At 73.6% G+C, this 14,242-nt stretch carries 14 protein-coding genes and 1 pseudogene; 7 read left to right on the forward strand and 8 right to left on the reverse strand.

What is annotated here, in order from left to right; genetic code table 11:
- The 5 genes and pseudogenes from ACZJYS_RS16850 to ACZJYS_RS16870 all read left to right on the forward strand — a co-directional run.
- A pseudogene (locus tag ACZJYS_RS16850) lies at positions 1–359 on the forward strand (DMT family transporter); the annotation flags it as partial.
- Positions 359–1,264 (forward strand): DMT family transporter, encoded by a 906-nt coding sequence (locus ACZJYS_RS16855; RefSeq protein ID WP_109516487.1) that lies wholly within the window; start codon positions 359–361, stop codon positions 1,262–1,264. The pseudogene ACZJYS_RS16850 and the gene ACZJYS_RS16855, both read left to right, overlap by 1 nt.
- On the forward strand, positions 1,261–2,151 hold the full coding sequence (locus ACZJYS_RS16860) for an MBL fold metallo-hydrolase (protein ID WP_493179673.1): 891 nt from the start codon (positions 1,261–1,263) through the stop codon (positions 2,149–2,151). Before ACZJYS_RS16855 ends, ACZJYS_RS16860 begins: the two co-directional genes overlap by 4 nt.
- A gap of 105 nt (positions 2,152–2,256) precedes the next feature.
- Positions 2,257–2,880 (forward strand): hypothetical protein, encoded by a 624-nt coding sequence (locus ACZJYS_RS16865; protein ID WP_493179674.1) that lies wholly within the window; start codon positions 2,257–2,259, stop codon positions 2,878–2,880.
- A complete protein-coding gene (locus tag ACZJYS_RS16870) occupies positions 2,877–3,548 on the forward strand; it encodes a hypothetical protein (protein ID WP_493179675.1) in 672 nt (223 codons plus the stop codon). Before ACZJYS_RS16865 ends, ACZJYS_RS16870 begins: the two co-directional genes overlap by 4 nt.
- A gap of 14 nt (positions 3,549–3,562) precedes the next feature.
- Here the strand turns inward: ACZJYS_RS16870 and ACZJYS_RS16875 are convergent, their stop codons facing one another.
- The 3 genes from ACZJYS_RS16875 to ACZJYS_RS16885 all read right to left on the reverse strand — a co-directional run bounded on the left by ACZJYS_RS16875 (position 3,563) and on the right by ACZJYS_RS16885 (position 7,260).
- The gene (locus tag ACZJYS_RS16875; protein ID WP_493179676.1) at positions 3,563–3,721 is read right to left on the reverse strand and encodes a hypothetical protein; all 159 of its coding nucleotides are present in this window, start codon (positions 3,719–3,721) and stop codon (positions 3,563–3,565) included.
- A 204-nt stretch (positions 3,722–3,925) separates the two neighbouring features.
- Positions 3,926–4,747: a hypothetical protein gene (locus ACZJYS_RS16880; protein WP_493179677.1), complete on the reverse strand. Its 822-nt coding sequence runs from the start codon at positions 4,745–4,747 to the stop codon at positions 3,926–3,928.
- A 185-nt stretch (positions 4,748–4,932) separates the two neighbouring features.
- The gene (locus tag ACZJYS_RS16885; RefSeq protein ID WP_493179678.1) at positions 4,933–7,260 is read right to left on the reverse strand and encodes a xanthine dehydrogenase family protein molybdopterin-binding subunit; all 2,328 of its coding nucleotides are present in this window, start codon (positions 7,258–7,260) and stop codon (positions 4,933–4,935) included.
- A gap of 156 nt (positions 7,261–7,416) precedes the next feature.
- Here ACZJYS_RS16885 and ACZJYS_RS16890 point away from each other — a divergent pair, with 156 nt between their 5' ends.
- Positions 7,417–8,307: an SMP-30/gluconolactonase/LRE family protein gene (locus ACZJYS_RS16890; RefSeq protein WP_493179679.1), complete on the forward strand. Its 891-nt coding sequence runs from the start codon at positions 7,417–7,419 to the stop codon at positions 8,305–8,307.
- A 21-nt stretch (positions 8,308–8,328) separates the two neighbouring features.
- Here the strand turns inward: ACZJYS_RS16890 and ACZJYS_RS16895 are convergent, their stop codons facing one another.
- The 5 genes from ACZJYS_RS16895 to ACZJYS_RS16915 all read right to left on the reverse strand — a co-directional run bounded on the left by ACZJYS_RS16895 (position 8,329) and on the right by ACZJYS_RS16915 (position 13,079).
- Positions 8,329–9,582: a cation:proton antiporter gene (locus ACZJYS_RS16895; RefSeq protein ID WP_493179680.1), complete on the reverse strand. Its 1,254-nt coding sequence runs from the start codon at positions 9,580–9,582 to the stop codon at positions 8,329–8,331.
- 330 nt (positions 9,583–9,912) lie between these two features.
- Positions 9,913–10,758 carry a universal stress protein gene (locus ACZJYS_RS16900; protein ID WP_493179681.1) on the reverse strand — a complete coding sequence of 282 codons (846 nt, stop codon included), beginning with the start codon at positions 10,756–10,758 and terminating at the stop codon, positions 9,913–9,915.
- Between the two features lie 41 nt (positions 10,759–10,799).
- The gene (locus ACZJYS_RS16905) at positions 10,800–11,438 is read right to left on the reverse strand and encodes an LbetaH domain-containing protein (protein ID WP_109516716.1); all 639 of its coding nucleotides are present in this window, start codon (positions 11,436–11,438) and stop codon (positions 10,800–10,802) included.
- A 72-nt stretch (positions 11,439–11,510) separates the two neighbouring features.
- On the reverse strand, positions 11,511–12,650 hold the full coding sequence (gene solA / locus ACZJYS_RS16910; RefSeq protein ID WP_493179682.1) for an N-methyl-L-tryptophan oxidase: 1,140 nt from the start codon (positions 12,648–12,650) through the stop codon (positions 11,511–11,513).
- Between the two features lie 105 nt (positions 12,651–12,755).
- A complete protein-coding gene (locus tag ACZJYS_RS16915) occupies positions 12,756–13,079 on the reverse strand; it encodes an ArsR/SmtB family transcription factor (protein WP_109516495.1) in 324 nt (107 codons plus the stop codon).
- 82 nt (positions 13,080–13,161) lie between these two features.
- Here ACZJYS_RS16915 and ACZJYS_RS16920 point away from each other — a divergent pair, with 82 nt between their 5' ends.
- Positions 13,162–14,142, forward strand: a complete 981-nt coding sequence (locus ACZJYS_RS16920; protein ID WP_493179683.1) for a quinone oxidoreductase family protein — start codon at positions 13,162–13,164, stop codon at positions 14,140–14,142.
- The last annotated feature ends 100 nt before the right edge of the window (positions 14,143–14,242 follow it).

Genomic DNA, 14,242 nt, shown 5'->3' on the forward strand with positions numbered 1-14,242 from the left:
TCGCCTTCTGGCTGCTGCTGGCGCACATCCCGGTGGGGCTGCTGCTGCTGCCCTTCTTCCCGCCGCCCCGCCTGCTGCCGGACGCGCCCACCGTGCTGGCGCTGGTCTTCCTCGGCCTGGCCAACGGGGCGGCGCATTTCCTCTTCGCCCGCGCCTTCGCCATCGCCCCCGTCTCGGTGCTGGCGCCCTTCGAGTACACCACCCTGGTCTGGGGGCTGGTGCTGGGGCTGCTCATCTGGGGCGAGTTCCCGGCCGCCGCCACGCTGGCGGGGGCGGGCATCGTCATCGCCGCCGGGCTGTACAACCTGCACCGCGAGCGGGTGCGCGCGCGAGAGGCCCGCATGCGGGCGGCCCGCTGATGCCGCTGCGCCACGATGTGCGCCGCGGCGCGCTGATGATGCTGGGCGCCACCGCGCTGTTCACCGTCATGGGCGCGCTGGTGAAGGCGCTGGGGGACCGCATCCCCTTCCCGGAGCTGATGTTCTTCCGCAACGCCCTGGCCCTGCCGGTGGTGCTGCTGATCGGGCTCAGGCGGCATGTCACGCTGCGCACGCGGCGCTTCCCCGGCCATGTGGCCCGCGCGCTGACCGGCACGGCGGCGATGAGCTGCTCCTTCTTCTCCCTCACCGTGCTGCCGCTGGCCGAGCAGACGGCGCTGACCTATTCCACGCCGCTCTTCGTCACCATCCTCTCCATCCCCTTCCTCGGCGAGCGGCCGGGCATCCACCGCTGGGGCGCGGTGATCGCGGGCTTCGTCGGCATCCTGATCATCGCCATCGGGCAGGGGGCCTTCGGCGCGGCGCATGTGGTGCCGCCGGGCATGCCGGAATGGATCCTCTGGGCCGGCTTCGCCGCCGCCGCCGTGCACGGGCTGTTCTCCGGCCTCACCACCATGCTGGTGCGCCAGCTCTCCGGCACCGAGAGCAGCGCCACCATCGTGCTGTGGCAGTCGCTGCTGATGACCGGCTTCAGCCTGCTGGCGCTGCCCTTCGTCTGGGTCACGCCCACATTGGCCGACCTGCCGCTGCTGCTCGGCATCGGGCTGCTGGGCGGCCTCGCGCAGGTGCTGCTCACCGAGGCCTATGCCAGCGCCCAGGTCTCCTCGCTCGGCCCCTATTCCTACACCGCGCTGGTCTGGGCGATGCTGCTGGGCTGGGTGGTGTGGGGCTACGTGCCCGGCCCCGCCATGCTGGCCGGCTCGGCGCTGATCGTCGCCGCCGGGCTCTACATCCTGCACCGTGAGATGAAGCGGAGGCACGCATGAGCATTCCCTTCCTGAAGGACGACCCGCTGCCCACCGGCGCGGTGGAGGAGCTGGGCCGCTTCGGCGGCACCCGGCTGCGCCGCATCCGCTGCGGCAATCCGGGGCCGTTCACCTTCCTCGGCACCAACACCTACCTGATCGGCGAGGGGCGGGTGGCGGTGCTCGACCCCGGGCCGGAGGACGCGGCGCACCATGCCGCCCTCCGCGCCGCCCTGGCGGGGGAGACGGTCAGCCACATCCTGGTCAGCCACACCCACCGCGACCACTCGCCCGGCGCCGCAGCGCTGCGGGCGGCGAGCGGCGCGCCGACGCTCGGCTTCGGCCCGCACCAGACGCCGCCCGAGGTCGGCGGCGAGGGGGCGGACCACGCCTTCACCCCCGACATCGCCCTGCCCGATGGCGGCACGGTGGCGGGCGAGGGCTGGCGCCTCGCCGCGTTGCACACGCCGGGGCATTGCGCCAACCACCTCTGCTTCGCGCTGGAGGGGGCGGGCGTGCTATTCTCGGCCGACCATGTGATGAGCTGGTCCACCAGCGTCGTCAGCCCGCCGGATGGCGACATGGCGGCCTACATGGCGGGCCTCGCCCGGCTGGCGGCGCGGCCGGAGGCGCTGTTCCTGCCCGGCCACGGCGCGCCCCTGCCGGAGCCCGCGCGCTTCACCCGCGCCCTGCTGGCGCACCGCCAGGCGCGCGAGGATTCGCTGCGCGCGGCGCTGGCCGAGGGGCCGGCCACGGTGGCGGCGCTGGTGCCGCGCCTCTACGGCGCGCTGGACCCGCGGCTGGTGCCCGCCGCCGGGCGCAGCCTGCTCGCGCATCTGCGCAAGCTGGAGGCGGAGGGGCTGGCGCGGCCGGAGCCGGGGAGCGGCGCCTGGGCGGCGGCGGGCTGAGTGGCCCACGCCGGCCGGCGAGGCCGGGGCAGGGCGGGGCCTTGCAACCACGCCGGCACCGCCTCATTCCTCGGAAGTGCGATTCGCTCTGGAGGGACTCCGTTCATGTCGCGCCTTGCCTTGCTGATGGCCATGCTGACACTCGCGGCGGCGGCGATGCCGGCGCGGGCCCAGGGCCCAGGGCCACACCAGGGGCCATACCAGGGGTCATATCGGGGGCCGGACCCCTCCTTCACCGTGCTGAACAACACGCCGGTGCCGGTGGAGCGGCTCTTCGCCAGCGCCGCCGCCGCGCGCGACTGGGGGCATGACCGGTTGGCCGGCGCCCCCCTGCCGCCCGGCGCCGCCCGCCCCATCCGGCTCGACCCGCGCGCCGGCTGCGTGATCGACCTGCGCGCGGTGCAGGCCGATGGCGCGGTGCGCGACCTGCGCGGCATCGACACCTGCGCCACGCCGCGCGTGGTGCTGGGCCCGCCCCTGCCGCATGTGCTGCTGCTGGAGAATCGCGGGCGGCAGGTGGTGACCCTGGCCTATGTCTCCCCCGCCGGGCAGCGGGACTGGGGCATGGACCGGCTGGAGGGGCGGCCGCTGCTGCCCGGCGCCAGCCTGAGCCTGCCGCTGCCGCCCGGCGAATGCCTCTTCGACATCCGCGCCGTGACCGGGCGCGGCGCGCCGGTCGACCATCGCGGCGTCGATCTCTGCATCCAGCCGCGGCTGGTGCTGCGGTGAGGCGGCACCGGCTCCTGCCGCTCGCCCTGCTGGCGCTGCTGGCGCCCGTCTTACCCGCTTCGGCCCTGGCCCAGACCGGCGCGCCGGACGAGAGGAGGGAGGAGCTGGACGGCTCCTTCAACCTGACCAACCGCAGCGGCCGGCTGATCGAGCGGCTCTACGCCTCGCCCATCCGCACCCGGCAATGGGGCGAGAACCGGCTGGGCGCCGAGGGGCTGGCGGCGGGCGGGGAACTCGCCATCCGCATGCCGCCCACCGGCGGCTGCCGCACCGATCTGCGCTTGGTCTTCGAGGGCGGACTGACGGAGGAGCGGCGCGATATCGACACCTGCCGCGACCGCGACGTGGTGATCGGCACCCCGGCGCGCACCGGGGGGCTGCGCGCCGGCGCCGACGGCCCCGCCGCCGTGGCGCAGGGCAATCCCAGCTTCGCCCTGGTGAACGATGGCAGCCGCGCCATCCGCGAGCTCTACGCCTCGCCCACCAGCAGCAATGACTGGGGCGAGGACCGGCTCGGCCGCGACACCGTGCCACCGGGCGGCCGCATGACGATCCGGCTGCCGGAGGGCGCCTGCGCCTACGACCTGCGCGTGGTGTGGGCGAATGGCCGCGCCGAGGAGCGCCGTGGCCTCAACCTGTGCGAGACGGATGAGCTGAGCTTCCGCTGAGCGCGGGCCGGCCCTCAGGCCAGCAGGTTGAAGAGGGGCTGCGGCGTGTCGCCTTCCCCGGCCTGGAAGCCCAGGAGGGCCTGCGAGAATTCGAGCGGCGGCGTGTACGCTTCCGTACCCTTGAGGGCCGTGGCGCCGAGCCGGAGTTGCCCCTGCTGCTGGAGCCCGCGCAACAGGGCCGCGCTGTCATCGGCGCCGTCTGCGGGAGACGAGATGGCGGAGGCGTCGATATTGACCAGAGGGGAAGGCCCGGCCGGCCGGGACGCCGCTCGGGGGCGCCGGGCGCCAGGCGGCCGCCCGGTTCCCGCGGGCGGGTCCGTGCCGCGCCGCCGCACCCTGCCCGGCGGGCCAACCCAAGGCTGGCGATGCACCGGTGGTCAGTAGGACAGGCTGAGGAGCGCGCCCGGGTTCTGCCACGCCAGGCCATAGCCGTTCACGGCCTGCCGGCTCTGCACCGTGATCAGCTTGGCGCCCTCCGCCACCATGTCGGATTCGGCCAGCTTGCCGGAGCCGGAGGCGCCCTGCGCGCCGCCGGTGGCGACCGGCATCAGGGACGGCATGGCCCGGCTTGTGGACCGGGGCGCTGTCTCGGCCCTTTCCAGCGTCACCTGCGGCGGGCCGAATTCTCCCCCACCATCCGCCAGACGCTCGCTCCGCACCGAATAGGTGTAGAGGATGCCCTGGCTGCTGTCCTCGACCTTCACGACGCGGGTGGAAACCTCATAGGTCGTGGCGGTGGCTTCCCCCAGGACCTCATAGTCCTGGCCGCCCACGGTCATGATGGTGGAGGGCCGGGGGCTCCACACCTGCTGCCGCGTGCGGCTCTCCTGCGCCGAGACGACGCTGAGCTCGGGCTTCTCCGCGAAACTGGTGTCGCCGGCGGCCAGCTTCTCCGAGATGTAGGCGGCCGTGGGGGAGTCGAGGCGGATCGGCGCGGGGGCGCCGTTCGCGCCGGCGTTCTGTGGGGCCTTCTGCGGCACCGGCAGGTTCTGCAGCACCGCGGCCGGAGAAGCGGTGCCACTGCCGGGCGAGGCGGCCGCGGGCTGGGGCTTGGCCGGGGACGGGGCTGGTGCCGGAGCCGGGGCCGGGGCCGGCCGCAGCGCCAGGAGTTTGGCGGCGCTGTACTGGCTCGCGATCTGGCTCAGCCTGCTGGTGGCGCCGGAGGAGGCCACGGCGCCCGCGGGGACGGTCAAGCTCATCTGTGGTGTCGATCCTGCTGCCTGCCGCCGCGCCGGGCGGCGCAGGGGGAGGGAAACCCGCCGGTTTCCTACCGGGCCGGAGCAGGATCGGTATCAAGAAACTCTTAAAAAAGTACCAATAATAAGATTGGTCTCATTGGGTGAAGTGCCGGGGAGGCGGGCTCCCCGGCACCGGGCCGACGCCCTCAGGCCGCCTGCGCCGTGACGATGGCCTTCCACACCACCTCCGGCGTCGCCGGCATGTCGAGATGGGTGATGCCCTGGTCGGAGAGGGCGTGCACCAGCGCGTTCATGATGGCGGGGGGCGAGCCCACCGCGCCGGCCTCGCCCGCGCCCTTCACGCCGAGCGGGTTGGTGGTGCAGGGGATCTCCACCAGTTCCACCTCGATGTCCGGCAGGTCGCTGGCGCGCGGCAGGGCGTAGTCGTTGAGGCTGGCGGAGAGCAGCTGGCCGCTCTCCGGGTCGTAGGCGGTGCGCTCCATCACCGCCTGGCCGATGCCCTGCGCCACGCCGCCATGCACCTGCCCGCGCACGATCAGCGGGTTCAGCGCGTGGCCGACATCGTCCACCACGATGTAGCGGGCGGTCTCCACATGGCCCGTCTCCGGGTCCACCTCGACTTCGGCGATGTGGCAGCCATTGGGGAAGGTGTGCGCCGGGATGGCGGCCACCTCGGCGGCGTTGAGCAGCGTCGCTGCCTCGCCGCGCGCGGCGCGCTCGCGCTGCTTCGCCGCGAGTTCGAGGATGCCGATGCCGCGGTCCGTGCCGGCGATGGCGAAGCGGCCGGTGCTGAACTCGATGTCGGCCGGCGAGGCTTCCAGCACCTCGCTCGCCGCCTGCTTGCCCTTCTCGATGACGGTGGTGGCGGTGGCCAGCAGCGCCGTGCCCTCGGAATAGAGCGAGCGCGCGCCGCCGGTGCCGCCGCCGGTCGGGATCTCGTCGGAATCGCCCTGGATGACGCGGATCTTCTCGACCGGGATGCCCAGCTCATGCCCGGTGATCATGGCATAGGCCGTCTCGTGCCCCTGGCCGGTGGACTGGGTGCCGACCAGCACCTCCACCATGCCGTCCTCGGCGAAGCGCATCTCGGCGCGCTCCGAGGCGTCGCCGCCCGTGGCCTCCAGGTAGTAGGCCATGCCGATGCCGCGCTTCTTCCCGCGCCTGGCGGATTCCGCGCGCCGCGCCGCGAAGCCGTCCCAGTCCGCCTTGGCCAGCGCCGTGTCGAGCACCTGGGCGAACTCGCCGGAATCGTAGGTCTGGCCGACCGGGGTTTTGTGCGGCATGGCGCTGGCGGGCACCATGTTGCGTCGGCGCAGCTCGATGCGGTCGATCCCCGTCTCGCGCGCCGCGGCGTCGATCAGGCGCTCGACCAGGTAGTTGCTCTCCGGCCGCCCGGCGCCGCGGTAGGCATCGACCGGCACGGTGTTCGTCATGATGCCGAGCACGTTGGCCCAGATCGCCTGGAAGCCATAGACCGAGGCCAGCACCTTGGTGCCCGCCCCGCAGGGGATGAAGGGCGCGAAGGTGGAGAGGTAGCCGCCCATGTCGGCGTAGTTCCTGGTGCGCAGGGCGAGGAACCTGCCATCCTTGTCCAGCGCCAGCTCGCCCTCGGTGAGGTTGGCGCGGCCTTGCGTGTCGGACTGGAAGGCCTCCATCCGCTCGGAGGCCCACTTCACCGGGCGCTCCAGCTTGCGCGCCGCCCAGCAGCACAGCGCGTACTCGGCGTACATGTAGAGCTTCATGCCGAAGCCGCCGCCGACATCGGGGGTGATGACGCGGAACTTCTCCGGCGGCAGGTTGAACACCGTGTTGGCCAGCAGGTTCTTCACCAGCCAGGAGCCCTGGGTGCCGGCGTGCAGGGTGAACTTGCCGGTGGCGGCGTCATACTCGGCGAGCGCCGCGCGGCCCTCCATGCTGTTCACCACGATGCGGTTGTTCACCACGGTGAGCTTCGTCACATGCGCGGCCTGGGCGAAGAGGGCGTCGGTCGCCTCCCGGTCGCCCGCCGCCCAGTCGAAGCAGACATTGCCCGGCGCGCTGTCCCAGACCTGCGGCTGGCCGGCCTCGGTGGCGCGGGCGAGATCGGTGCAGGCGGGCAGCACCTCGTAATCCACCATCACCGCCTCGGCGGCGTCGCGCGCCTGCTGGACGGTTTCGGCGACGATGAAGGCCACCGGGTCGCCCACATGGCGCACCACGTCGATGGCCAGGCCATAGCGCGGCGTCTCGGCGCGCGGGCTGCCGTCGCGGTTCTTCAGCGGGATGAGGCAGGGGATCTCGCCGAGGCCCTCGGCCTTCCAGTCGGCGCCGGTCAGCACCGCGTGCACGCCGGGCAGGGCGCGCGCGGCCTCGGTGTCGATGGAGAGGATGCGGGCATGGGCGTGCGGGCTGCGCAGCACATGGGCGTGCAGCTGGCCGGGCGCCGCGATGTCGTCCGTGTAGCGCCCGCGCCCCTGCAGCAGGCGGGGGTCCTCGATGCGCCGCACCGGCTGGCTGAGGCCGAATTTCGCCATTGGTTCCGCTCCCCGGATTGTCCCTGCCGCTATCATTGGTCAGGAATCCGGGGAGGGGAAGAGGGACGGCCATGACACCTTGCCGCGTTCCCTCGCGGCGTGCCCCGGCGCGGGATGTCTTGCCGCGCGGGCACGGCGGGGGCAGCTTGCGGCCCCATGTGGTTCCCCAGCCCCCGCACCCTGACGCCGCGGCTCCTCAGCCGCCTGCCCGACCGCCACCGCCAGCCGCGCCGCACCCCCTGGGGCGACGCGAATCGTGGCGGCGCCCTGCTCGACAGCTTCCTCGAAGGCCCCTGCTTCGACGCCGCCGGCAACCTGCTGGTGGTGGACATCCCCTTCGGCCGCGTCTTCCGCGTCGGGCCGCGCGAATGGGAGGTGGTGGCGGAATACGAGGGCTGGCCGAACGGGCTGGCCGCCGGCCCGGCCGGCAGCCTCTACCTCGCCGACCACCGGCACGGGCTGCTGAGCCTGGACGCGGCGACGGGCAGCATCGCGCCGCTGCTGGAGAATGTGGCGGGGGAGGGCTTCCGCGGCCTGAACGACGTGGTGGCCGGCCCCGGGGACAGCATCCTCTTCACCGACCAGGGCCAGACCGGGCTGCAGGACCCCACGGGCCGCGTCTGGCGCCTCTGGCCCGACGGCCGGGTGGACTGCCTGATCCGCAACGCGCCGAGCCCCAACGGCCTCGTGCTCGACCGCGCCGGCGCGCATTGCTTCGTGGCGATGACCCGCTCCTGCGAGGTGTGGCGCTTCGCCCTGCGGGCGGACGGGGTGGTGGGCAAGGCGCAGTGCTTCCTGCGCCTGCCCGGCGGGCTGATGGGCCCGGATGGCCTGGCGATGGATGCGCGGGAGCGCCTCTGCGTCGCCAATCCCGGCCATGGGCTGGTCTGGGTGGTGGATGGCTTCGGCGTGCCGGTGTTCGTGGTGGACTGCACGGGCTTCGGCCGGCTGCCCACCAATCTCTGCCTGGCGCCGGACGGCACCACCCTGCTGATCACCGAGAGCCAGAGCGGCAGCGTGCTGGCCGCCGAACTGCCGCCCGGCTGAGGGCACGGGCGGCGGGGCGCCTCAGCCCCGCGGCACGGTCCGCTCCACCAGCCGGCGCAGGCTGAGCCCCTGCACGATGAGGGTGAACACCACCACCACATAGGTGGCGGAGAGGATGGTGGCCTTCTCCGGCGCCTCCGGGATGGAGAGGGCCAGCGCGACGGAAATGCCGCCGCGCAGCCCGCCCCAGGTCAGCACCGGGATGGTGCCGGCCACGAAGCCGTTCCAGCGCGACAGCGCCAGCACCGGCAGCGAGACGGCGACGAAGCGCGCCAGCAGCACCAGCAGGATGGCCGAGGCCGGCAGCCAGCCCAGCAGTGTCTCCGAGCGCAGCACCAGCACCTCCAGCCCGATCAGCAGGAACAGGACGGCGTTCAGGATCTCGTCCACCAGCGTCCAGAAGCCGAACAGGTAGCGCTGGGTCAGGTCGCTCATGGCGTCGCGCTGGCCGCGATTGCCGATGAGGAGGCCGGCCACCACCATGGCGATCGGCCCGCTGGTGCCGAGCCGGGCGGCGAGCGCGTAGGTGCCGGTGACCAGGCCGAGCGAGATCAGCACCTCGACGGGATAGTTGTCGATCACCCGCATGGCCCGGTAGGCGATGTAGCCGGCGGCGAGGCCGAGCAGGGCGCCGCCGATGGCCTCCACCAGGAACAGCTCGGCCACGCCGCTGAAGCCCGCCACGCCATGCCCCGAGCCCACCGCCACCGTCAGCGCGATGGTGAAGATGACGACGCCGATGCCGTCGTTGAACAGCGACTCCCCCGTCATGTCCAGCTCCAGGGAGCGCGGAACCTGCACGGCCTTGAGCGTGCTCAGCACAGCCACCGGGTCGGTCGGGCTGATCAGCGCGCCGAAGACGAAGGCCCAGGGCAGCGGCAGGCCGATGCCGGCGAGCGAGGCCAGGCCCCAGAAGCCGAGGCCGACGATGGCCGTGGAGAGCAGCACCCCCACCGTCGCCATGACGCCCACCGCCCAGGCCCGCTCGCGCAGCGCCGAGAGGTCCACATGCAGCGCGCCGGCGAAGAGCAGGAAGGCCAGCATGCCGTCGAGCACGGTGGTCTGGAAATCCACCTGCCGCACGATGCCGGCGACATCCTCGTAGAGCGGCGTCTCGGGGAAGAGCAGGTCGCCCGCCAGCAGCACCAGCGAGGCGACGAGGCCCATCACCAGCAGCCCCACCGTGTCCGGCAGGCGGAGCAGGCGGTGGTTGGTCCAGGCGAAGACGGCGGTGAGGACGAGCAGCAGCGAGATCAGTTCGAAGGGAGACAGCATGAGGGCCCTCGGCGTGGCTCCGGCCATGCGGGCCGGGTGTGGCGGCGGCCCCGCCCGCCCCCTCGCGGCCCGGCCGGGGATGCTCAGGCCGGAGGCGCCCCGGCGGCCATTCCCTGGGTCGCCCCGCCGGATGGTGGCCTTCTGCGGCCTGGGGTCTCGCGCGGCTGCGTCGCCGCCCTCCGGTGCGTCCGCCTGAGGCGCGGCGGGGCCGGCCGCCACGATGCGATGGGGTTGAGAACCGGCCCGCGACGCGAAGGTTGGTGCGCGGGCCGCGCTCCCGCGGTCACAAAGACGTCGCTGGCCGGGGCGCCCGCCAAGGCGCCGGCCGCCTCAGTGGTGCACGAAGATCGGGCAGGGCGCCTCGCGCAGCAGCTTGCGCGTGGCCGAGCCGAGCAGCAGGGCGCGCAGCCCGGTGGTCTCGTAGGCGCCCATCACCAGCAGGCGGGGGCGGCCATCGGCGGCCTCGGCCAGCAGCAGGTCGGCCGGGCGCTGGCCGGAGACGCCGACGGCGCCCGCCTCCACGCCGTGCGCGCGCAGGTATGCGGCGCCGTCCTCGGCCATCTGGCGGGCGGCCTCGCGCTCCTCGGCGGCGGCGAAGACCTTGGCGCGCACCTCGCCCTCCGGCTTCAGCAGGGCGTAGAGCTGCAGCGTGCGCATGGCGGGGAGGGAGGCGTCATAGGCCACCAGCACCGTGCCGGCCGGGTCGTAATCGGTCATCTCGGCTGGCGGCGGCACCACCAGCAGGGGGCGGGCGCCCTGGTGCAGCAGCGCCTCGATGACGGGGGCGAGGCCGTCCGGCGTCTCCTCCATGCCGAGCGTGCTGTCGCGGCCGATGACAATGACGTCGTGCCGCGCGCCCGCCTTCAGCAGGGCGGGGGCGGGGGCGTCCTCCAGCCGCAGCGTCTCGAAGGGCAGGTCGCCGGCGGCGGCGGCGAAGCGGGCCAGCGCCGCCTCGGCCTCCTCCTCGATGCGCCGCGCCAGGCTGGCGTTGCGCCGCTCCAGGAAGGCGGCGCCGCCCATCGGCACCGCCTCCTGCGCGCCGCTGGTGTGCGGCCGGTCCAGCACCAGCGCGGCGGTGAGGCGGGCGCCGCCGCGCCGGGCCAGGGAGATCGCCAGCTCGCCGGCGGCGGTGGCGCCGGGCGTGTCGTCCAGTGCCACCAGGATGCTGCGGATCATCGGGCGGGTTCCCCCTTCTCTGCCGTGAGTCGGGCGGCAGACTACACCGTGTCGTGGCGCCGGCAGAATTCCTCGGCGGGGAGGGCGCGGATCTCGGGCAGCGCCGCGCGCAGCCGCTCCTCCGGCCAGTCCCACCAGGCGATGCGGGCGAGGGCCGCGCGGATCTCGGCGGGGAAGCGGTGGCGCAGCACGCGGCCGGGGTTGCCCACCACCACCGCGAAGTCCGGCACGTCCTTCGTCACCACCGTGCCGGCGCCGATGGCGGCGCCCATGCCCACCGTGACGCCGGGCAGGATGATGGCGCCGTGCCCCACCCACACATCCGGCCCCAGCGTGACGGGCTTCGCGCGCCGCCAGTCGAAGAAGCCGGCCTCGTCCTCGCCCAGGCCATAGGCGCTGCTGCGGTAGGTGAAGTGGTTCAGCGCCACCCGGTCCAGCGGGTGGTTGCCGGGGTTGATCCGCACCTGCGCGGCGATCGAGCAGAACTTCCCGATCGTCGTGTAGATGATGTCCGAATCGTTCACGACATAGGCGTAGTCGCCCATGCTGCTCTCGGCCATGCGGGTGCGGGCGCCGACCTCGTTCCAGCGGCCGAAGGTGCAGTCCCGCACGCGGGCGGTGGGGTCGATGAAGGGGGCTTCGCCCAGCGCCTTGCGGGCGCTGTCAGGATCCTGGTGCATGGCGCCGGCCTGCCACGCCATCCGCGACAGGCGGATGACGCCGGCATGACAGGCGGATGACGCCGCGCCGCCTCAGGCCGCGAGGCGGCCGTAGGAGAAGAGCGAGAGGTCGTGCCGGCTCGTCCCCGTGGTGGCCAGCTCGGCCAGCGCCTCGCCGATGACGCTGGCGAATTTGTAGCCATGCCCGGAGCAGGGCGAGGCCACCACCACCTCCGGGTGCCCCGGCAGGGTGTCGAGCACGAAATGCTCGTCCGGCGTGTTGGTGAAGAGGCAGGCGGCGAGGCGCAGGGTGGGGCCGTCCGCCGCGGGGAAGGAGGCGCGGATGGCCTCGCGCAGCACCGCCTCGTCCCGCGCCGTGGGCTCGCGCGAAAGGGCATCGGCGTGCCCCTGCTCGCGCAGGTGGTGGTAGAGGCCGATCTTGAAGCCCGGGATGCCCCAGGCCGGGAACTGGTAGAAGTGCCCGAGCGCCGTTTCCATGTTGGAGACGGGGAAGGCGGCGGGGGTGAACAGCGCCGGCTGGCGCGGCTGGAACCAGCCCAGCACCTGCCGCTCCGGCACCGCCCGGCCGCGCAGGCCGGGGATGAGGTCCTCCATCCAGGCGCCGGCCGAGACGATGACACGCCCCGCCTCGTGGCGCCCGTGTTCCGTGACGACGGTGACACGCCCCGGCGCCGGCTCGATGGCCAGCACCTTCTCCCGCGCATGGATTTCGGCCCCCGCCGCCACGGCCAGCGTGGCATGCGCCAGGATGGCGCGCTCCGAGGCGATGAAGCCGCCATCGGGCTGGTGGATGGCGGCATGGCCCTCCGGCAGCCGGTAGCCGGGGAAGCGGCGGTTCACCTCGGCGGCGGTGAGCGCCGCGTGCGGCAGCCCGTGCGCGCGGCAGGCGGCGAGCGAGCCCTGCACGATGCGCCCATCCTCCGGCCCCGCATCGAGGCTGCCGGTGACGAAGAGGAGCTGCTCCCCCGCCAGCGCCTCCGTCTCCCGCCACAGCGCGTAGGCGCGGCGGAGCAGCGGCACGTAGTCCGGGTGCTCGAAATAGGCGAGGCGGATGATGCGGTTGAGCCCGTGCGAGGAGCCCATGGCGTGGCCGAGGTCGAAGCGCTCCAGCCCGAGCACGCGCTGGCCGCGCCGGGCGAGCTGCCACAGCGCCGCCGAGCCCATGCCGCCGAGGCCGATGACGATGGTGTCGTAGGGGGTGCCTTGGGGCATGGTGCCGTCCTCCGGGCCGGGCGCGGGATGCGCGGCATGATGCCCGGCGCCCCGGGAACCGCAAGGCCGAGGGAGGGGGAGCGGGCAAGGGAGCGGGGGCCGCGCTCAGCCCGGCGGGCGGCGCGCCTCGGCCAGCAGCAGCTCGACGAGGGCGGGGAAGCGCTGCCGTAGCTCCTCCAGCCGAAGCCGGTTGGTGCGGCCATTGCCGAGATCGACCTGGCGGATCAGCCCCGCCTCGCGCAGCACGCGGAAATGGTGGGTGCGCGTGGCCTTGGCCACCGGCAGCGCGAAGCCGCCGCAGGGGATGACGGCCCCCGGCTCGGCCGCCAGGGTGAGCACCACCTGGCGGCGCAGCGGATCGGCCAGCGCGGCGAAGATCGCGCCCAGTTCCATCGCCTCTGGCGCCGGGTGGGCAAGCTCCTCCGGCATGGCGCCCCTTTCGTGAAAGGTACGATTTACATCATACCTCAAGCGGTGTGTGATGGCGGTATCCTTTCTGGAGCCGCCCCCCATGTCCACATGCCGCGTTGCCCGCATCGCCGAGTTCGGCCCGGCCGAGGTCCTGCGCGTGGCGGCGGAGGCGCTGCCGCCGCCCGCCCCGGGCGAGGCGCAGCTCCGCCAGACGGCGATCGGCTTCAACTTCATCGACATCTACCAGCGCCGCGGCGTCTATCCGCTGCCCCTGCCGACCGGCCTCGGCTTCGAGGCGGCGGGGGTGGTCGAGGCGGTGGGCGAGGGCGTCTCCGACGTGAAGCCCGGCGACCGGGTGGCCTACATGAATGCCGGCCCCGGCGCCTATGCCGACCGGCGCAACGTGGCCGCCGAGAGGCTGGTGCCGCTGCCGGACACCGTGCCGGACGAGGCGGCGGCGACGCTGCTCTTCAAGGGGCTGACGGCGCAGTACCTGCTGCGCCGCACCCATGCCGTGCAGCCCGGCGACCTGCTGCTGGTGCATTCGGCGGCGGGCGGCGTGGGGCAGATCCTGACGCGCTGGGCGGTGGCGCTGGGCGCCACGGTCATCGGCACCACCGGCTCGCCCGGCAAGCGCGGGGCGGCGCTGGCCGCCGGCTGCGCCGCGGTGATCGACCTCAACGACCCCGACTGGCCGGCGGCCTTCCTGGCGGCGACGGGCGGGCGCAAGGCACGGGTGGTGTACGACGCGGTGGGCCAGGACACGCTGCTGAAGTCGCTGGACTGCGCCGCGCCCTTCGGGCTGGTGGTGTGCTACGGTGCCGCCTCCGGCAAGGCGCCCGCCATCGACCCCGAGCTGCTGAACAAGAAGGGCTGCCTGTTCCTGACGCGCCCCTCGGTCTTCCCGCACAATGCCGACCCCGCCACCTTCCGCGCCAATGCCGCCGACCTGTTCGACGCCATTGCGCGCGGGCATGTGACGGTGACGATCGGCGGCCGCTTCCGGCTCGACGACATCGCCGCGGCACACCGCACGGCGGAGGAGCGCCGCGTCGAGGGGGCCATCCTGATCACGCCCTAGCCTGGGGCAGACCGGCGGCGGTCAGGCTCCGGGACGCCGCGGGGCGGTATCAGTTCCGGGGCGCCGCGTGGCGGCCCTCAGCCCCGCCGGCGCGTGGCAC

It is taken from the genome of Roseomonas sp. TS2, assembly GCF_058833935.1.